The organism is Bacillus sp. PPSBB_2 (assembly GCF_045291115.1).
GTDB classification, from domain to species: Bacteria; Bacillota; Bacilli; order Bacillales; family Bacillaceae_G; genus Bacillus_A; species Bacillus_A cereus.
The window spans coordinates 1,225,894-1,243,807 of record NZ_CP147983.1 but is presented as its reverse complement, the minus strand read 5'-3'; the positions used below and the strand labels follow the sequence as shown (position 1 = coordinate 1,243,807).

The window sequence follows — 17,914 nt, the reverse complement described above, 5'->3', positions numbered from 1 at the left end:
CCCTTTTCACGAAACCAAGTACCTACACGTGAAAAAGTAGAAACGTGAGGAACGAAATATAAACCACAAGATACACGAAATGAAGGATATTGATGCAAAAAACGTGTTAATTTGCGTAAAGAGTCAATTTGAAATACAGTTTTCAAGAAAAAGCATTTCAGTAAGGCTTTTCTACAGATTGGTGGGCGACCTGTCACAGGCGGAACGCCTTCAATAGTTAAACTGTCTACGTATGCAAATAAAATCTGTAAAATGGATTGATTTTCATCAAATTTGGTTATCATACTAGTAAATCCGTCCTTTCTGGAGATAGTTTCGGTTACTATCATTTTTCCAGGAAAACGGATTTTTTTATGCATTCATTTTTGGATATTTATGAGTTTTGCAACACCCTCAATATTAAAGTTGATTTCTTCGATTTTAACCGTTTTATTATCCCAATATGAAGGATTCTTCTTGAATTGGAAACTTTGTTCATGTTTCCAATCACTCATAACGAATGGACCGTTATATAATGTTGTATTTGCCTCTAAACCAAATTTATCACCTTGTGCTTTTACAAAGTTTTCATTTAGTGGGTAAAATACTGGATAAACTGTTAAATCGATAAAGTAAGGAACGGGATTGTCTAATTCTACTTCTAATGTATAATCATCAATCGCTTTTACACCTAATTGGTCAGCAGGTAATTCTTTTTTATGAATTTTCTCTGCATTTTTAATATCGAACATAATGTACGAATACGTTGCTTTTGTATCTGGATTTACTGCTCTTTTCCATGAATACACAAAATCTTTAGCTGTTACAGGTTCCCCATTCGACCATTTCGCATCTTTTCTTAATTTAAATATGTATTTCTTCCCATCATCTAGCTTTTCGACATCTTCTGCAACTCCAGGCATTCTCTTTTGATCTTTGCCAATACGATATAAACCTTCCATCGTATTATTTAATGCTGTAGAAGATGAAGAATCAGATGCTAATGATGCATCCATTGACGGAATTTCAGATAACTCTGTTAAATTAAGAATCTGTTTTCCGTTACTACTACTCGTAGCGTTCTCTTTCCCTTTTGCTTTTGCGTCATCTTTTTGGTAGCTACACGCGCTAAGCAACATACTTGCAGTTAAAGTTGATGCAAGTAATAACGGTATCTTTTTCTTCATGTTGTGTTGCCTCCCCTAATTGCACTTCCTGTACCCTCACTTGTTAAAAAGTAGAATTGAAAGAATAATCTCCAAGTTTCTACAATTTTCATTATACATATAATATAACAATTGTGAATATAGTTTTTTGTTTTTTTGTTAAAATTTTTAATAAAATATTTATATTTTTAATTTTTCGTAAAGGGATACATTAACATTGCTACCATCATCTTAAAATCAGACCTTTAATTGCGTATAATTTTCAAAAAATTAATCCTAGTACTTATTATAGCTTTTATAGTATAATAATTCTAGTAATATTTTGACGGAGGGGAATATTTTGAATAAAGTTTTTTTTCATACTTGTATACTAATTTTTATAGCGATGATTGCTTCTAGTATTGGTGCATTCCTCATTTCATCTCAATTTTTGTTGAACTTTGTCAACATTTTGTTTTATATTGCACTGTTTTTTATTCTGATCGGCGGGTTTTTATACATATTTCAAAATGGTTTTTTCAATGTAACCATTTACGCATTCCAAAGAGTATTTGGTACGAACAAAAAGATTGACTCTTTAATTGAAGAAGTCGAGGAACCTACAGATAAGAAAGAACGTATTTATAAAACATATTCATTCAAATGGACATATCCAATTTGTATTACAGGTATCTTCCTTGGGTTGTTCTCGACCCTCATTAGCTTTACTATTTTGATGTAGTTTGCAAACACTATCCCATATGATATAATAATCAGCAAAACATTTTGTTATAAAACTTTAGTTCTTTCATATTAAAAGAGCTCAAGTAACAATAAATAAATTTATATGTATGCGATGATAAAGAAGAGTACATATTGAGGCAATTTCAGAGAGCTTGTGGTTGGTGTGAACAAGTAATTGTACAGTATGGAATGGGCTTTTGAGCACCAAACCGAACCGAAAGTAGTAGGCTTTGGCGTTATATCCAAACGTTATTATGGATTAGAGAGATTTCACAGTAGTGAAATAATTAGGGTGGTACCACGGTCCATTCGTCCCTATAGTTTTTGGGATGAATGGGCTTTTTTGTTTGCCTTCTCTTCCCCACATCACGCATTCTATTTTAGGAGGAATTACTTATGTCAGTTATCTTTTCTGGTATTCAACCAAGTGGAACGATTACACTTGGAAACTATTTAGGAGCAATGAAGCAGTTTACAGAGCTTCAAAATGAGCACGACTGTTATTTCTGTATTGTAAACCAACATGCGATTACAGTACCTCAAGATCCCGTCGGGCTTCGTAAAAACATCCGCAGTCTTGCTGCACTTTATGTAGCATGCGGCATCGATCCTGAAAAAGCTACTTTATTTGTACAATCAGAAGTACCAGCACACGCTCAACTAGGATGGATCATGCAATCTGTTGCTTACGTTGGAGAATTAGAACGTATGACGCAATATAAAGATAAAGCTTCTGGTAGAGATTCAGTTCCAGCTGGATTACTTACGTATCCACCATTAATGGCTGCTGATATTTTACTTTACAACACTGAAATCGTGCCGGTTGGTGATGACCAAAAGCAACATATCGAATTAACACGTGATTTAGCAGAGCGTTTCAACAAACGTTACCGCGAAATCTTCACAATGCCTGAAATTCGCATTCCAAAAGTAGGAGCTCGCGTTATGTCATTAACAGAGCCTACGAAAAAAATGAGTAAATCTGATCCGAATCCAAAATCAATGATTAGTATGCTTGATGAGCCAAAAACAATCGAAAAGAAAATTAAGAGTGCTGTAACTGACTCTGAAGGTATTGTGAAATTTGATAAGGAAAACAAACCTGGTATCTCTAATTTATTAACAATCTACTCTTCATTCTCTGGAAAAACAGTTGAAGAAATCGAAGCAATGTACGAAGGAAAAGGATACGGCGACTTCAAAGGCGACCTAGCGCAAGTAGTCGTAGAAGCAATTCGTCCAATCCAAGACAAATATAACGAACTAATCAACTCACCAGAACTAGACGAAATCCTAGACAAAGGTGCAGAAAAAGCAAACCGCGTTGCATTCAAACAACTACGCAAAGTAGAAAACGCAATGGGACTAAGCAGAAAACGTAGGTAACATATAAAGCGGAGGCAGCTCGTTCAGCTCTTCGTGTCTAAGAACCTTTCGCATAGAAGACGCTTTTTGTCTTCTTATGCGAAAGGTTCTTAGACACGAAGAGCTTGCTGCCGGAGCTGGATTTCTACAAAAAGCGGAGGCGGCTCGTTTAGAATGTGAGGGGGATGGAGCTCCTGACGTAGAGGCGCTTTTTGCCTCGCAGGAAGGCGCGAAGCCACCGAACATTCTTGCTGCCGGAGCTAGATTACTACAAAATTAAAAAACCGCCAATTGGCGGTTTTTTAATTTACCTTTTGCTCATTTTCCATTTCCCATAACTTTTCAAAAAATGGCTGTCCTTTTACGAGACGCTCGCATAATTGTTCGTGCTTATCAGACCAGCCTGTTTTCGCTTCATCATACAGCTTAGCCCAAATATCTTCAAATTCCATATGTTGAACCATTCCATATGCTGATGGATCCCACTCTGTGAACCAATAGCGAATTTCTGCTGTGTTTTTCGTTGTATGTAATTGATCTAACGCCATAAATAATAATTGTTTTAGCTGTCTTTCTTTACGAGTCAAGCCATTCATAATGAAAGGCGATGGTGATAAAATGTGATGTTCTTTTTCTGTTTCTTCTACTTGGAACTCATACTTTTCTGCTTGTACGTTTTCTACCATCTCATATACCATCTGCTCTTGGCGTGGTATAAGTCTACTTTTGCGAATTGGTACATTGTAACCAATTGTGTCAATCGCAATAATTCCTTTTCCATCTGTAACAACAAAGCAATACTCTTGCTGCAAACGTTCATGATTTTTACGAATATAAGCCTTATGATGTACGTCTTCCAGCATTTTTTGCGGAAGCTCTAACAATTCGTTCTCGATGTAATGATATAATGTGGCATCTACTTTTAATAATGGCACTTGATCTAATAGCTCAATCGTATCATCTTTCCGCCATTCGTAAAAATGACAAACGTTATACCCATTTTCTTCACCTTCAAACCAATTTACCCATACATCATGTAGATATAACATTCACTACCCCTCACTTCACTACTGTTTGTACCAATCATTATGTTCATTTTTGCTTAACTTTATTCCACTTTAGGAAATATATTCTAATTATTATTTTTTCTTCTATTAATACTAAAAAAACAGGAAATAGAACTCCTGTTTTTTTATATATGAAATGTACTTGCTTTATTCAATATTTCTTTTGCATCTATAGATAATAAAGAAAGTGTATCTTCTCCTTCCAAAGTTACACAATCTTTGACAATATGAAATCCAAGCGCATAGCCAAGCATCTTCGGATAAGAGTGAAAGCCATTTAATAAGATGTCATGTTCCCTTGTTCCTCGTTTTATACTTATTCTTTCATGTACAACATTTTTCCAATAATAAACAGCCTCTTCTTTTGAAAGATACGCCGTCCACGGTGCATTGTTTTTTTCTGTATACCTTTCTGTTACTGCTTGTTCCGCTAGCCCTTCCATAATCATCGTATCAAGTAATGTATATTCTGTTTCTTTCGTCTCAATTTGATGTAACCTGCATATGTGATGATATTCATGCGCCAATAACACTTTTAATTCTTCTACCGAATTCCGCCCACATACGAATAAGAAAATAACATGACGCATAGATAATCCAGCCCTACCGTTATACTCTTCTTGTACAGTTCGATTATAGGAATCTGATAATAAAATAAAGACAGGGACATCTGGACCTTTTAACCAATTTTTCAGTTTATCATACTCCAGGCTCAATTCTTTCCAAATTTCCTTTTCCTCTAATTCTTTAATTTCCTTTTCTCCGCGCATGATCGGGCGATACATCCCTTTTGAAATTAAAAAGCGATACAACCTTTCTTTTGGCAACGGAATATACTTCGTAAATTTCTCACAAAGTTTTTCTGGCCGTCCATAATATAAATGTAGCCATTCAGCTGTTTCAACAATCCCCATCTTTATCCCTCCTTTTTCTTATGTATATGCTACAGGAGAAAAAGGCGTAAAAATAAATAAGGAGTTTTTTCGCAATCTATTGCGAAAAAACTCCTTATTTCATCTATTATTTATACGATTTAAATACTAACACTGCGTTATGACCACCGAATCCTAATGAGTTACTTAATACTGCATTTACTTCTTGGTGTCTCGCTTGATTTGGTACGTAATCTAAGTCACATTCTGGATCTGGTGTCTCATAGTTAATTGTTGGAGGAATTACTCCGTCTGTAATTGATTTAATAGAGAAAATCGCTTCAACAGCACCAGCTGCTCCTAATAAGTGACCTGTCATTGATTTCGTTGAGCTAATTGCTACTTTATACGCGTGCTCGCCGAAAGTTTCTTTAATTGCCATCGTTTCATATTTTTCATTCGCATCAGTACTTGTACCGTGCGCATTAATGTAATCAATATCTTCTGGCTGTAGGCCTGCATCAGCTAAAGCTTGACGCATTGCACGCACTCCGCCTTCCCCACCAGGAGCAGGCATTGTAATATGGAATGCATCTCCAGTTGCACCATAACCAGCAATTTCCGCGTAAATGTGAGCACCGCGTGCTAATGCGTGCTCTAATTCTTCAAGAATTAGAATACCTGAACCTTCACCCATTACGAAACCGCTACGGTTTTTATCAAATGGACGGCAAGCTGTTGCTGGGTCTTCATTAAATGTTAATGCTTTCGCTGAGCTAAATCCTGCGAATGCCATACTTGTTAGCGGCGCTTCTGCTCCGCCTGTAATCATTGCATCAGCATCACCACGCTGAATTGCTTTAAATGCATCACCAATTGAGTTTGCACCAGATGCACAAGCCGTTACAGAACAAGTGTTAATTCCTTTTGCTCCTGTTGCGATTGATACTTGACCTGCTGCCATATCTGGAATCATCATCGGCACGAAGAATGGGCTCACGCGGCGTGGGCCTTTCTCAGTAAAAATCTTAAATTGTTCTTCGTATGTTTCCATACCGCCAATACCAGATCCAATCCATACACCAATTCGAGGTCCGTTTTCTTCTGTAATTTCAAGCTTTGCATCTGCAACTGCCATTTTCGCTGCTGCTACTGCATATTGTGTAAAGCGATCCATACGGCGCGCTTCTTTTTTATCAATATATTTCTCGACTTCAAAGTCGTTAATTTCCGCTGCTACTTTTGCTGGAAATAGTTCTGGATCAATTCTTGTAAGTCGCCCGATTCCAGATACACCCTTTTTAATGTTTTCCCACGCTGTTTCAACATCTGTTCCGACCGGTGTAACAGCTCCTAGTCCTGTAATTACGACCCTCTTTTTTTCCATACAAAATACACTCCTTTTTTTCTCTCAGTCCTTATTTACCCCAACGAAGAGCGACTGCTCCCCATGTTAATCCGCCGCCAAAACCAACAAGTATAATTAAATCACCGTCTTGAATACGTCCGTTTTGCAATTCCTCTACCATTGCAATCGGAATGGAAGAAGCTGATGTATTACCGAACTTCTCAATTGTCATACTCATTTTTTCTTGTGGTAAATTTAACCTCTCTCTTGCAGATTCCATAATACGAATGTTTGCTTGATGCGGTACTAAGAAATCCACATCTTCTTTCGTAAGACCAGCTTTATCTAAAACGCGAAGACAAGAATCACCAAGTTGACGAACGGCAAATTTAAACACTTCTCTGCCATTCATCATAACATACTCGTCTTGATAAAGGTGCTTGCCGCCACTTCCGTCTGCTCCTAATTCAAAAGATAGAACACCTTTACCTTCTGAAACAGCTCCCATTACGATAGCACCGGCTCCGTCTCCAAATAGTACTGCTGTATTTCGATCGTTCCAGTCTACAATTTTAGATAGTTTATCACTACCAACTACTAATACATTTTTATACGTTCCTGTTTGAATAAATTGCTGCGCTGTAATCATTCCGTACATAAAACCGGCACATGCTGCACTTAAATCCATTGCAGCTGCATGTTTCGCTCCTATTGCTTCTTGAATTACACAAGCAACTGCTGGAAAAGCACGATCTGGTGTTACTGTTGCTACTAAAATAAGATCGATATCCTCTCCGCTAATTCCTGCATCTTCAAGTGCTTTTTTAGAAGCCTCTACGGCCATATATGAAGTATCTATTGTAGCATCGGCAATGCGTCTTTCTGCAATTCCCGTTCTCGTACGAATCCATTCATCGGATGTTTCCATTATTTTCTCTAAATCGTGATTTGTGACTACTTTTTCTGGCACATATCTTCCGATCCCTAAAATGCCCACGTTCACATCGCAGCCCTCCGTTTTATATCAATTATTATGACTTGGTACTAATTTTAAAACATAAATGTATTTTTGTCTAGAATATATTTCGCATAAAACAGAAAGCTAACGCATTATTCACGTTATTTTTCATTAAAAGAAACAGAAACATACCTCTTAAATATAAAAAGGCTCAAACCGCTTCTATTCACGGTTCGGGCCTCTCTTCCATCTTAAAAAGATGCTTTTTATTCTTGATCTGCTTTCCTTCTAAACTAGAGAGTTCTCCTCACTACTTTTCCTTTATCCTCTTCATATCTCTGGTTTTCTCCCAGGCGAGAATAAAAAAGGCCCTGACCGCTTCTATTCACGGTTCGAGCCTCTCTTCCATCTTAAGAAGATGCTTTTTATTCTTTTTATTCTTTATCTGCTTTCCCGAGCTCATAGGCCTCGTTCATAACTTTCATTAACAACTCTAACACCGGCTGTGCCTTCTCCATATCAAGTGCAATTCCATTATCATCTAAAATTGCCTTTGCTTCCGGTAAATGCTTCATTGCGATTTGTAAAAACTGCATGCTTTTTTCGTTCATATTATGCTCTTCCTCTCCATTAAAACTTTCACATACAATAGTGTAACACGCGTACTACCCTTCGTATAACTCTTTATATTTTTTCATGTGTGCCAGTTGTTTATTTAAACCGTATTCTAACGGAGTATTTCTTTTTATTGAAATTACCTCGATAGCCTCATCTCTTACTTCGTTATTATTTTTATTTACTTTATCATCCGCGCGTAAAAGATTCATACCTTTTTCCCATAATGACTGTTTACCACTAAGTAAATTGTATATACCAAGCTGCGCCCCGTTCGTTCCATTTTCCCATAAGTATTCACATACATCTTCAACGTAAAGTAAATCATTCCCCTTTTCCTCAATCGTACAACGGCACTCTTTTTCACCTAATTCTGATAAAATAAGCTGATGAAACATCATAAAGGACGGTTGCCACGGTCCATATAATGTTGGAACTCGAAATACACTATATTGTAAATTCCCTTTTTTCAATCCTTCTTCTACTTTCAAAAATAGGCGCTTATTTTCGGATTCATCTGTACTGCCTACTTCAATAGAAGAAATTAAATTTAACTTCACTTTTTGTTCTTCACACATTCTTATAATTCGCTTTAAATATTGTAATATGACTCTTTCATTCCGAAATCCACTTTGCTGATTTGGCTCATATAAGCAAAAATAAACAGTATCGAATCTCTCTTCCTCAACCGATCTCCATCCATCTTCATCTCTTATCGAATAATACGTAAATAACGCATTTCGCCCAATTAATAATAACTTCTCTTCATTAATTTTCGTCATACTATCGAATTCATCAAAATCAAGACCATAGACTTCCACTTCTTCTGCAATCATTTTATTTACAAGGTGATAACCTACAAACGTAAGTGCACCTATTATCAGCACGCGTTCCATACCACCAACCCTTTCCCTCTGAAACAAATAGCTCCTCATTTATGTATATGGGAGCTTCATAATTCTTCTTCATATTTTTTAAAGAAATCAGTCGTTTGCCTAACCATTTTATATTTCACATCTTGCAGATGGAACAAGACAGAAGTATCACATTGATTTAGTTGCCTCATTTTCTCATATCTACGCAACTGCTGTTTTCTTCCTCTTTTTTCTTGTGTTGATACGAAAATTTTAACAGGTACACAAGATGGAAGAAGCGTAAATGATTTCTTATTTATTTTTGATTCTAATTCTTCTTCTTTGGCATCATACGCCAAACTTAATTCCTTCACGAGTCTCTTGTAAAAAAATTTATGCTCTTTCTCAAAACTTACATATTCCGGTAAATCTAAACACGGATTTAGCATAACAACAGAGCGTATACACTCAGGGTATTTGTTCATCATTTCGAGTGCTACAAGTGCTCCCATACCATCTGCCATAATGTGCATTTTCGCATTCAATGTCTCTTTTCTCAACACAACGTCATATAAACGTTTCGCTAGACGAACAGATTGGTCGTTTCCCCAATGTCTTCCGTATAAATTAGAGGAAAAGACCGTGTAGCCTTGTTCAATAAGACCATGTAAAAAATAAGATTTACCCGCATGTTGTGTCCATAAACTTGTACCATTCTCAATAAAGTAGTTATAATCACCGAGGAGCATAACAGAAAATCCATTTGGCTTCTCCGGTAAATAAATGACACATGGTTCTTTTTCTAAGTAAAAAAAACGTTCCGTAATACTCATTTTTCCCCCGCCTTATTTTCTAAACATATAAAAGTACTCTTTTATAATGTATGAACGGAATGCAAATTTGCGTTGAAAAATCTACAAATATTTTTCTATATTCTTTTTTCAATTGTGTTACAATAAGGACAGATTGAACGAATAGAGGTGTAAAATATGCGTTTCATTTGGGCATTAATTTGGTCGTTCTTACTTGTACATATGATGAGCTATGTAATCGGCTCTATGACTGGCGGTACATACGACTTTAACCAAGCGTCTATTTTCTCAGTTGTTCTTGCTGTGTTAGTACTAGCAATTTCAGCTGCAATTCCAAACGAACCAGTAGAACAACACTAAAAAAAGAGTCCGGATTTTATCCGAACTCTTTTTTATTTTTATTTCACATGAACGACTAATTCGTTATTTTCTACATCAACAACTACGTGACTATTATCAGTAATTGTTCCTGCAATTAATTCTCGTGCTAATTTCGTTTCCACTTGACGCTGTACGTATCGTTTTAATGGACGAGCTCCGTACATTGGGTCGAAACCGGCTTCCACAACAAATTCTTTTGCTGCATCTGTTAATTCTACTGTAATGTGACGGTCAGCTAGACGACCTTGTAGTTCTTTTACAATTTTATCAACAATGCCTTTAATTTCATTCGTTGTAAGAGGTTTGAATAAAATAATTTCATCCACACGGTTTAAAAATTCAGGGCGGAAATGTCCTCTTAATTGCCCCATTACAAGGTCTCTTGATTCCTCTTTAATCGAACCATCTTCTTCTAATCCATCTAGTAAATGAGCAGATCCAATATTTGAAGTCATAATAATAACTGTATTTTTAAAGTCCACTGTACGACCTTGCGAATCTGTAATGCGTCCATCATCTAACATTTGTAATAAAATGTTGAATACTTCTGGATGTGCTTTTTCAATTTCATCTAATAAAACAACGGAATATGGTTTACGTCTTACCGCTTCTGTTAATTGACCGCCTTCTTCATATCCTACATATCCAGGAGGTGCACCAATTAAGCGAGACACGGCGTGTTTTTCCATATACTCAGACATGTCAATGCGAATCATTTGCTCTTCACTATCGAATAAAGACTGGGCTAACGTTTTTGCAAGTTCTGTTTTACCAACACCTGTTGGCCCTAAGAAGATGAAAGAACCAATCGGGCGGTTCGGATCTTTAATACCAGCGCGAGCACGAAGAACTGCGTCTGACACTAAGCTTACTGCTTCCTCTTGTCCGATGACACGCTCTGATAAGATTTGCTCTAAGCGTAATAATTTCTCGCGTTCACCTTCCACGAGTTTCGCAACAGGAATACCAGTCCAGCGTGAAACAATATCTGCAATTTCTTCTTCACTTACTTCCTCACGTAATAAACGATTTTCTTGTTTATTATGCGCGCCCATTTCTTCCGCTTCTTTTAACTCTTTTTCAATTGCGGGAATTTTCCCGTGACGAAGTTCGGCTGCTTTATTTAAATCGTAATTGCCTTCTGCTTCTTCTAATTCACGACGCAAACGCTCTAAATGTTCACGTAAGTCACGAACTTTGTGAATGTCTTCTTTTTCTTTCTCCCATTTCGCTCTCATGCCACTTGCAACTTCTTTTAAATCCGATAATTCACGTTGCAATGTTTTTAGACGCTCTTGGCTACCACGATCCGTTTCTTTCCCAAGAGCCGCTTCTTCAATTTCCAGCTGCATAATGCGGCGCGTTACTTCATCTAATTCTGTTGGCATAGAATCAATTTCTGTACGAATTGTTGCACACGCTTCATCAACAAGGTCAATTGCTTTATCAGGTAAGAAGCGATCTGAAATATATCGATCTGATAAAACTGACGCTGCTACAATCGCACGGTCATGAATATTTACACCGTGATAAATTTCAAAGCGTTCTTTTAATCCACGTAAAATGGAAATTGTATCTTCAACAGTTGGTTCTTCTGCTAATACTTGTTGGAAACGTCTTTCTAGCGCTGGATCTTTCTCAATATATTTGCGATATTCATCGAGCGTCGTCGCCCCGATACAATGCAGTTCACCGCGCGCAAGCATCGGTTTTAACATATTTCCTGCATCCATGGCTCCCTCTGTTTTACCAGCTCCAACTATTGTATGAAGTTCATCAATGAATAATAAAATGCGTCCTTCACTCTTTTTAATTTCATTTAATACAGCTTGCAGACGCTCTTCGAACTCACCACGGAATTTCGCACCAGCTACGAGTGCACTCATATCTAACGCAAAAATCGTTCTATCTTTCAATCCTTCAGGTACATCCTTTTTCACGATACGCTGTGCTAGCCCTTCAACGATTGCTGTTTTACCAACACCTGGCTCCCCAATTAAAACCGGATTGTTTTTCGTTTTACGTGAAAGAATACGGATTACACGTCGTATTTCACTATCACGGCCGATTACAGGATCAATTTTCCCTGCTCTCACTTCCGCCACTAAATCACGACCATATTTTTCTAACGCTTCATAAGTTGCTTCTGGATTTTGACTCGTCACTCTTTGATTCCCCCGAACTGTCATTAAAGACTGTAATAAGTTATCTTTCGTAATATGCAATCTTGTAAATAATTGATTTATATCGCCTTTTTCTTCAGAAAAAGCAAGCAATACATGTTCTACTGAAATGTAATCATCCTGCAGTTTTTCTGCTTCTTTTCCTGCTCTTACAAGAAGTTGTTGCAGAGCGCTCGTTACATACAATTTTCCAACTTCTGCACCGCTCCCCGTTACAGAAGGTTTCTTTTTAATTAAACTTTCAGCACCTTGCTTTAATGCTTCTATATCAACATTCATTTTTTGAAATATACGTACTGCTAATCCATCTTGCTCTTCTAATAATGCAAGTAATAGATGAACAGTATCCACCTCTTGGTGATGATGAGATACCGCTAAAGATTGGGCACTCATAATCGCCTCTTGTGTTTTTGTTGTCATTTGATTTAAGTCCATCTTTACAGCCCTCCAAAAGTTTGACTTTCTTTGACCTTTGATTTGATTATACGCCAACTGACTTTTTTATACAATAATTTTGCCTATGTATTTTCAAACTTATTATTTGAAAAAGAAAAAGAGAGCATTCATTATACCGCTAAAAAATACGGTAAATGAAATTACAATGTGTAACGACAAAAAAGCCGCAATAATGATTGCGGCTTCTGTTACGGTTTTCTTTTATATGTCCACTGGCGGTTATGATTCGTGTTATCCGGAAACTTTTCACCGGCAGTTAATTTCACCATTTGCGGATCTTTCACCATACTTCCCGTTTCACCAATTTCTACGTAAATGCCATCATTCGGCGCTTTTTGTCCAGAACGAAACCTGCGATTTTGTCCCATCTTCATTCTCCTTCCATGACGTCTTGCCTCATTAGTATATCCATTTTAAAAGAAAGCTTTTCTGTCATGTTTAGGAAACAGTACTACATCTCATTCTTGTACATATATATGAATGACACAAGCGTAAGCAGGGATTTCTTTCCTACTTGTAGAAAAAAAAAGAAACCAACCTACTCTAGGCTAGTTTCAAAGGAGAGTCAAACATATACGAGAAGATTACATGTTCATTATATGCCTCATCACACGAGCAATGTAACCCTTTTCACAATTTGTACATAATGAAAGAAACATTGTTTGAACTTTCTAAAAAGATGTTGACTTTTCTTAATTTTCAACGATAAATAGTAGACACCACAGCACTTTGAGACGTAAGATGGATATATAGTGAAATTTCCATCTATGGTGATTCCACCGAGTCTAACCTCTTATTTCTGCATATTAAAAACGGAAATACAGATAGATACAAAAAAATTATTATAAGAGGTGAAATTATGAACAAACAACATTTAATCGCATTAGACTTAGACGGCACTTTATTAACAGACAACAAAATAATTTCCACTCGAACGAAACATACAATTGCAAAAGCAAAGGAACAGGGACATATTGTCGTTATTTCAACAGGACGTCCATTCCGTGCTAGTTATGATTACTATAAAGAACTTGATCTTAACACACCTATCGTAAACTTTAACGGCGCTTACGTACATCATCCTCTTGATTCAAACTGGGGAACACATCACTCTCCTCTTGAGCTAGCAACAGCGCAAGAAATTGTCCGAGCTTGCTTTGATTTTGGCGTAAAAAATATATACGCGGAAGTAATGGACGATGTGTATGTTCGTGAAATTGATGAAGATAAAAAACATATTTTCGAATTCGGCTCTCCTAAGATTTTTACGGGAGACTTATTAAATATTTTAAACGATCATCCAACTTGCTTATTAATTGACGCCCATGACGAGCATTCTACTGCAATTCGTCAACATTTAACCGATATGCATGCGGAAGTAATCGACCATAGAAAATGGGGCGCACCTTGGCCGATTATTGAAATTGTGAAAAGCGGATTAAATAAAGCAGTTGGATTACAAAAAATTTCTAGTCATTACAACATTCCACAAGAGCGAATTATCGCTTTCGGTGATGAAGATAATGATTTTGAAATGATTGAATTTGCTGGTCACGGCATCGCAATGGGAAATGCCATCCCTGAATTAAAATCACTCGCAAACCATACGACGTTAACGAACGAAGAAGATGGTATTGCTTTATATTTAGAAGAGGTTCTTGGGTTGTAATCTAAAAATTTCCTACTTATAGTTTCCTGCCAAATGTCCATACTATAAGTAGACGCATGAGACATTGCGTCGATTGTTTTCAGCTAAATAAAGGGGGTTTTTCGAATGGGTAAAAAGAACAAATCAAAACGTTTTATCCAACAAGGAGCCGATGCTGTTATGAAGCATGATGCAAGATTCCCGTACAGAGGTACATTAGCTGAGGCAGAAAAAGCAAGAAGTAACTCTTCTTTTGGAGGGGTTTAAATGGGGAACTTACTATTCCAACAAGCTAGAGATGCTGTTGAAAATGCCGTATCTTGTTCAAGCGGTACTGAGCAACAAGATCTCGTGTATAGAGCAAAAAATGCTTTGCAATCCGCTTACGCAAACTCTTCAACTGCTGAAAAAGTTCAGCTCCGTGAAATGCAAGAGCAATTGCAAAACATTACGAATTTACATTAAAAAAGAGGACCAACTTCGGTCCTCTTTAATCTTTCCGAAACAATCCGAACACCCCAACTGTTTGCAGTATATTTGTAAATGCACCTGGGTCCACTTGTTTAATAATCCTCTCTAATTCGTATAACTCATAACGAGTAATAACCATCATTAACATTTCTTTATTTTCATTCGTATAAGCACCTGTTGCTGGTATCGTTGTAATCCCTCTTACTAATCGCGAGTGAATCGCCTTTCTTACATCTGCCCCATTCTTCGTAACAATTAATGCTGTAATCTTTACATGACGAGTATGAATTGCATCAATAATTCTCGTTGATACATATAAAGTCACTAACGTATATAACGCTTTTTCCCATCCATATACATAGCCAGCAGCGATAATGATAATTGCATTAAAAAAGAAAAAGTATGTACCGACAGGCTTATCTTTTATTTTTGATAAAATCATGGCGATAATATCTAATCCACCTGTAGAAGCACCCCACTTTAAAGCAATCCCTACTCCAATCGCCGAAATAATCCCGCCAAAAATCGCATTTAATATGATATCATTCGAAACCGCTCTAACAGGGATGACTTCTAGAAACAAAGTCATAAATATAACACAAAGAAAACTGAAAAAGGTGAAGGCCTTTCCAACCTTTTTCCACGCTAAAATAACGACAGGAATATTAAATAAGCTAAACAATACTCCCGTAGATATGTGAATCGATAAAAAATCACCTAATATTTGTGATAATAATTGAGACAATCCAGCAAAGCCGCTCGCATACACTTTTGCTGGCGTTAAAAATAAATTCATCCCAATCGCATTTAATAAACCTGCGATGATTACAACGATTAACTTCTTTATAAGTTCAGTATAATTCAACTTCAAATCCATTTCGAATCCACCTTTACCCTTCATAAATGCACCGCTATACATAGTCTTTACGAAAAAGGAAATGATAAACGTACAACGTTTAGAAATGGAGTTGATACATATGCCACATACGAGTGATAACGACAAAAAAGCACGCGATAATAACGCAAAACGCACACAAAAAAATGAGCAAGAGCAAAAAAATATTCAGCAAGGTAAACGTGCATATTCTAAAAAGACCGATCACCTTTGATTCCATCGTACATCAACAATTATGTTGATGTACTTTTTTACATTTTAAAGGAAAAAAACATTAAAAATTCACTTCATGTTCACTTCTATATTCTACAATAGCGATAACATATTCGGATGAGGTGTTGGCATGAGAGGGAAACATATTTTCATTATTACTGCACTAATAAGTATATTGATGCTATCTGCTTGCGGACAAAAGAATGGCTCAGCTACAGTCGCTACAGCAACAGACTCGACCATTACAAAGGATAACTTCGAAAAACAATTGAAAGATCGTTACGGAAAAGACATGCTATACGAAATGATGGCACAAGACGTCATCACAAAAAAATATAAAGTACCTGATGAAGAGGTAAATAAAGAAGTAGAAAAAGTAAAAAAACAATATGGAGATCAATTCAAAAAAGTATTAGAAAATTATGGTTTAAAAGATGAAGAGGACTTCAAAAATCAAATTAAGTTCAAACTTGCTATGAATGAAGCGATTAAGAAAAGCATTACAGAAAAAGACATAAAAGACCACTATAAGCCAGAAATTAAAGCGAGTCACATTTTAGTAAGTGATGAAAATGAAGCGAAAGAAATAAAGAGTAAACTAGATGCTGGTGCTTCATTTGAAGAATTAGCAAAACAAGAATCACAAGATCTACTATCAAAAGATAAAGGCGGAGACCTTGGATACTTCAATTCAGGTACAATGGCTCCTGAATTCGAAACGGCTGCCTACAAACTAAATGTTGGACAAATTAGCAATCCCGTAAAATCATCAAACGGTTATCACGTTATTAAATTAACTGATAAAAAAGCTTTAAAGCCTTATGATGAAGTGAAAGACTCTATTCGCAAAAACTTAGAGGAAGAACGTACTGCTGATCCTGTATTCAGCAAAAAATTGTTACAAGAGGAATTAAAAAAGGCAAATATTAAAATAAATGATAGTGATTTGAAAGATACGTTTACTCTTGTTTCTCCGCAAGGAAATTAAAAAAAGCACACCCTTATCTTTTTAGATAAGGGTGTGCTTTTTAATCTTTCATCTTATTTCTTAAAGTAAGTCCAACCTTCTTCTTGGTAAACCTTTTCTTCTTTCATCAACTTACCAAGTGCGCGCTTAAATGCAGCTTTACTCATGTTAAAGCGTTCTTTAATATCTTCTGGATGGCTCTTATCCCAAAACGGCATTGCTCCGCCTCGTTCTTCCATATATGCATAAATTACTGCAGCATCGTCTTCCATTCCTTCTTCTTTACGAGGAAGAAGTGAAATGTTAATTGTACCGTCATCTTTGACGTCAATAATACGTCCTGTTACACGCTGACCGATGCGGACTTGTTCTTTTCTTTCTGTATGGTGTAAGAAAGCACGGAAATGTTCATCTGTTAAAACGAATGAACCTACTTGAAGCGAACGATATACACGTCCATTTACATTTTTATTACGCATAGATGGCGTTGCATCTACGATAATTTCTTGCATATCACTGTCTCTTGCCGGAAGAGCAATTAAACGATCACGATTCGTTAATTTTAACGTACAATATAATTCGTCTCCAACTTCTGGCCATACCGGCATATAAATTGGGAATTCATCAGCTGGAATTAGTATATCTTTTGATACACCAATATCAACAAACACACCTAAACTCGGAATAACTTCTACAACCTTTACCCAGTTCCAATCATACGTTGTAATAATTGGCTCCTTCATTGTTGCTGAAATACGATTTTGGTGATCAAGGTATAAGAATACATCAATCGTATCGCCTTCTTCAATTTCTCCAGCTACTTCATTTTTATGTAGGAAAATTTCTTCTTCTTCATTCCCAACCATATATCCGATTTCCGTTTCTCGTAAAACAGTTACCTGTTCAATCGATCCTATTTGCAAATACATATTTTTTAATTC

21 protein-coding genes, 1 pseudogene and 1 other annotated feature are annotated in these 17,914 nt (G+C 36.5%); of the genes and pseudogenes, 9 read left to right on the top strand and 13 right to left on the bottom strand.

What is annotated here, in order from left to right; all coding sequences use genetic code 11:
* Positions 1 to 284: transposase (locus tag V6946_RS06130; RefSeq protein ID WP_406622057.1), on the bottom strand; the 284-nt coding region annotated here is incomplete at its 3' end.
* Between the two features lie 111 nt (positions 285 to 395).
* Positions 396 to 1,166: pseudogene (locus tag V6946_RS06125) on the bottom strand (peptide ABC transporter substrate-binding protein); the annotation flags it as partial.
* 319 nt (positions 1,167 to 1,485) lie between these two features.
* On the opposite strand from V6946_RS06125, the gene V6946_RS06120 reads away from it, so the two are divergent.
* The 3 genes from V6946_RS06120 to V6946_RS06110 all read left to right on the top strand — a co-directional run bounded on the left by V6946_RS06120 (position 1,486) and on the right by V6946_RS06110 (position 3,513).
* A complete protein-coding gene (locus V6946_RS06120; RefSeq protein WP_001044997.1) occupies positions 1,486 to 1,866 on the top strand; it encodes a DUF3899 domain-containing protein in 381 nt (126 codons plus the stop codon).
* Positions 1,867 to 1,971: 105 nt separating this feature from the next.
* Positions 1,972 to 2,188, top strand: a binding site (T-box leader).
* Positions 2,189 to 2,264: 76 nt separating this feature from the next.
* Positions 2,265 to 3,254 (top strand): tryptophan--tRNA ligase, encoded by a 990-nt coding sequence (trpS, locus tag V6946_RS06115; RefSeq protein ID WP_000110982.1) that lies wholly within the window; start codon positions 2,265 to 2,267, stop codon positions 3,252 to 3,254.
* A 76-nt stretch (positions 3,255 to 3,330) separates the two neighbouring features.
* Positions 3,331 to 3,513 (top strand): hypothetical protein, encoded by a 183-nt coding sequence (locus tag V6946_RS06110; RefSeq protein WP_001233404.1) that lies wholly within the window; start codon positions 3,331 to 3,333, stop codon positions 3,511 to 3,513.
* A 22-nt stretch (positions 3,514 to 3,535) separates the two neighbouring features.
* On the opposite strand, the gene V6946_RS06105 is transcribed toward V6946_RS06110, so the two are convergent.
* The 7 genes from V6946_RS06105 to V6946_RS06075 form a co-directional block, all read right to left on the bottom strand.
* Entirely contained in the window at positions 3,536 to 4,282 is a 747-nt protein-coding gene (locus V6946_RS06105; RefSeq protein WP_000966127.1) for a YjbA family protein, read from the bottom strand.
* Positions 4,283 to 4,425: 143 nt separating this feature from the next.
* Positions 4,426 to 5,214, bottom strand: a complete 789-nt coding sequence (locus tag V6946_RS06100) for a DUF2268 domain-containing protein (RefSeq protein WP_000513278.1) — start codon at positions 5,212 to 5,214, stop codon at positions 4,426 to 4,428.
* Between the two features lie 106 nt (positions 5,215 to 5,320).
* Positions 5,321 to 6,559: a beta-ketoacyl-ACP synthase II gene (fabF, locus tag V6946_RS06095; protein WP_000412656.1), complete on the bottom strand. Its 1,239-nt coding sequence runs from the start codon at positions 6,557 to 6,559 to the stop codon at positions 5,321 to 5,323.
* Between the two features lie 31 nt (positions 6,560 to 6,590).
* A complete protein-coding gene (gene fabH / locus V6946_RS06090) occupies positions 6,591 to 7,523 on the bottom strand; it encodes a beta-ketoacyl-ACP synthase III (RefSeq protein ID WP_006921014.1) in 933 nt (310 codons plus the stop codon).
* 389 nt (positions 7,524 to 7,912) lie between these two features.
* On the bottom strand, positions 7,913 to 8,089 hold the full coding sequence (locus V6946_RS06085) for a ComZ family protein (RefSeq protein ID WP_001986215.1): 177 nt from the start codon (positions 8,087 to 8,089) through the stop codon (positions 7,913 to 7,915).
* A gap of 54 nt (positions 8,090 to 8,143) precedes the next feature.
* Positions 8,144 to 9,016, bottom strand: coding sequence for an NAD(P)-dependent oxidoreductase (locus tag V6946_RS06080; protein ID WP_006921015.1), 873 nt, complete (start codon positions 9,014 to 9,016; stop codon positions 8,144 to 8,146).
* A 29-nt stretch (positions 9,017 to 9,045) separates the two neighbouring features.
* Positions 9,046 to 9,780, bottom strand: a complete 735-nt coding sequence (locus tag V6946_RS06075; RefSeq protein WP_000028691.1) for a hydrolase — start codon at positions 9,778 to 9,780, stop codon at positions 9,046 to 9,048.
* 156 nt (positions 9,781 to 9,936) lie between these two features.
* On the opposite strand from V6946_RS06075, the gene V6946_RS06070 reads away from it, so the two are divergent.
* A complete protein-coding gene (locus V6946_RS06070) occupies positions 9,937 to 10,119 on the top strand; it encodes a YjzD family protein (protein ID WP_001211116.1) in 183 nt (60 codons plus the stop codon).
* Between the two features lie 38 nt (positions 10,120 to 10,157).
* On the opposite strand, the gene clpB is transcribed toward V6946_RS06070, so the two are convergent.
* Together clpB and V6946_RS06060 are read right to left on the bottom strand one after the other, a co-directional pair.
* Positions 10,158 to 12,758, bottom strand: coding sequence for an ATP-dependent chaperone ClpB (gene clpB / locus V6946_RS06065; RefSeq protein ID WP_000365401.1), 2,601 nt, complete (start codon positions 12,756 to 12,758; stop codon positions 10,158 to 10,160).
* A 209-nt stretch (positions 12,759 to 12,967) separates the two neighbouring features.
* Complete coding sequence (locus V6946_RS06060) at positions 12,968 to 13,147, bottom strand: YjzC family protein (RefSeq protein ID WP_000531421.1); 180 nt, start codon at positions 13,145 to 13,147, stop codon at positions 12,968 to 12,970.
* 491 nt (positions 13,148 to 13,638) lie between these two features.
* Here V6946_RS06060 and V6946_RS06055 point away from each other — a divergent pair, with 491 nt between their 5' ends.
* The 3 genes from V6946_RS06055 (at position 13,639) to V6946_RS06045 (ending at position 14,892) form a co-directional block, all read left to right on the top strand.
* The gene (locus tag V6946_RS06055; protein WP_001041232.1) at positions 13,639 to 14,448 is read left to right on the top strand and encodes a Cof-type HAD-IIB family hydrolase; all 810 of its coding nucleotides are present in this window, start codon (positions 13,639 to 13,641) and stop codon (positions 14,446 to 14,448) included.
* Positions 14,449 to 14,553: 105 nt separating this feature from the next.
* Complete coding sequence (locus tag V6946_RS06050) at positions 14,554 to 14,694, top strand: hypothetical protein (protein ID WP_000516816.1); 141 nt, start codon at positions 14,554 to 14,556, stop codon at positions 14,692 to 14,694.
* A complete protein-coding gene (locus V6946_RS06045) occupies positions 14,695 to 14,892 on the top strand; it encodes a DUF3813 domain-containing protein (protein ID WP_000527407.1) in 198 nt (65 codons plus the stop codon).
* Between the two features lie 25 nt (positions 14,893 to 14,917).
* Here V6946_RS06045 and V6946_RS06040 read toward each other — a convergent pair whose 3' ends face one another.
* A complete protein-coding gene (locus V6946_RS06040; protein ID WP_000364444.1) occupies positions 14,918 to 15,775 on the bottom strand; it encodes a YitT family protein in 858 nt (285 codons plus the stop codon).
* A gap of 100 nt (positions 15,776 to 15,875) precedes the next feature.
* Between V6946_RS06040 and V6946_RS06035 the strand changes: the two genes are divergently transcribed.
* On the top strand, positions 15,876 to 16,007 hold the full coding sequence (locus V6946_RS06035; RefSeq protein WP_001120851.1) for a DUF3941 domain-containing protein: 132 nt from the start codon (positions 15,876 to 15,878) through the stop codon (positions 16,005 to 16,007).
* Positions 16,008 to 16,136: 129 nt separating this feature from the next.
* Positions 16,137 to 16,994, top strand: coding sequence for a peptidylprolyl isomerase PrsA (prsA, locus tag V6946_RS06030; protein ID WP_001214211.1), 858 nt, complete (start codon positions 16,137 to 16,139; stop codon positions 16,992 to 16,994).
* Positions 16,995 to 17,047: 53 nt separating this feature from the next.
* On the opposite strand, the gene V6946_RS06025 is transcribed toward prsA, so the two are convergent.
* The gene (locus tag V6946_RS06025; RefSeq protein ID WP_000281262.1) at positions 17,048 to 17,902 is read right to left on the bottom strand and encodes a S1 RNA-binding domain-containing protein; all 855 of its coding nucleotides are present in this window, start codon (positions 17,900 to 17,902) and stop codon (positions 17,048 to 17,050) included.
* Positions 17,903 to 17,914 lie beyond the last annotated feature (12 nt).

Coding starts and splice junctions, on each gene's coding strand:
- trpS (WP_000110982.1), top strand. CDS start 2,265: ATGTCAGTTATCTTTTCTGGTATTCAACCAAGTGGAACGATTACACTT.
- V6946_RS06110 (WP_001233404.1), top strand. CDS start 3,331: ATGCGAAAGGTTCTTAGACACGAAGAGCTTGCTGCCGGAGCTGGATTT.
- V6946_RS06105 (WP_000966127.1), bottom strand. CDS start 4,282: ATGTTATATCTACATGATGTATGGGTAAATTGGTTTGAAGGTGAAGAA.
- V6946_RS06100 (WP_000513278.1), bottom strand. CDS start 5,214: ATGGGGATTGTTGAAACAGCTGAATGGCTACATTTATATTATGGACGG.
- fabF (WP_000412656.1), bottom strand. CDS start 6,559: ATGGAAAAAAAGAGGGTCGTAATTACAGGACTAGGAGCTGTTACACCG.
- V6946_RS06085 (WP_001986215.1), bottom strand. CDS start 8,089: ATGAACGAAAAAAGCATGCAGTTTTTACAAATCGCAATGAAGCATTTA.
- V6946_RS06075 (WP_000028691.1), bottom strand. CDS start 9,780: ATGAGTATTACGGAACGTTTTTTTTACTTAGAAAAAGAACCATGTGTC.
- V6946_RS06070 (WP_001211116.1), top strand. CDS start 9,937: ATGCGTTTCATTTGGGCATTAATTTGGTCGTTCTTACTTGTACATATG.
- clpB (WP_000365401.1), bottom strand. CDS start 12,758: ATGGACTTAAATCAAATGACAACAAAAACACAAGAGGCGATTATGAGT.
- V6946_RS06060 (WP_000531421.1), bottom strand. CDS start 13,147: ATGGGACAAAATCGCAGGTTTCGTTCTGGACAAAAAGCGCCGAATGAT.
- V6946_RS06055 (WP_001041232.1), top strand. CDS start 13,639: ATGAACAAACAACATTTAATCGCATTAGACTTAGACGGCACTTTATTA.
- V6946_RS06050 (WP_000516816.1), top strand. CDS start 14,554: ATGGGTAAAAAGAACAAATCAAAACGTTTTATCCAACAAGGAGCCGAT.
- V6946_RS06045 (WP_000527407.1), top strand. CDS start 14,695: ATGGGGAACTTACTATTCCAACAAGCTAGAGATGCTGTTGAAAATGCC.
- V6946_RS06040 (WP_000364444.1), bottom strand. CDS start 15,775: ATGGATTTGAAGTTGAATTATACTGAACTTATAAAGAAGTTAATCGTT.
- V6946_RS06035 (WP_001120851.1), top strand. CDS start 15,876: ATGCCACATACGAGTGATAACGACAAAAAAGCACGCGATAATAACGCA.
- prsA (WP_001214211.1), top strand. CDS start 16,137: ATGAGAGGGAAACATATTTTCATTATTACTGCACTAATAAGTATATTG.
- V6946_RS06025 (WP_000281262.1), bottom strand. CDS start 17,902: ATGTATTTGCAAATAGGATCGATTGAACAGGTAACTGTTTTACGAGAA.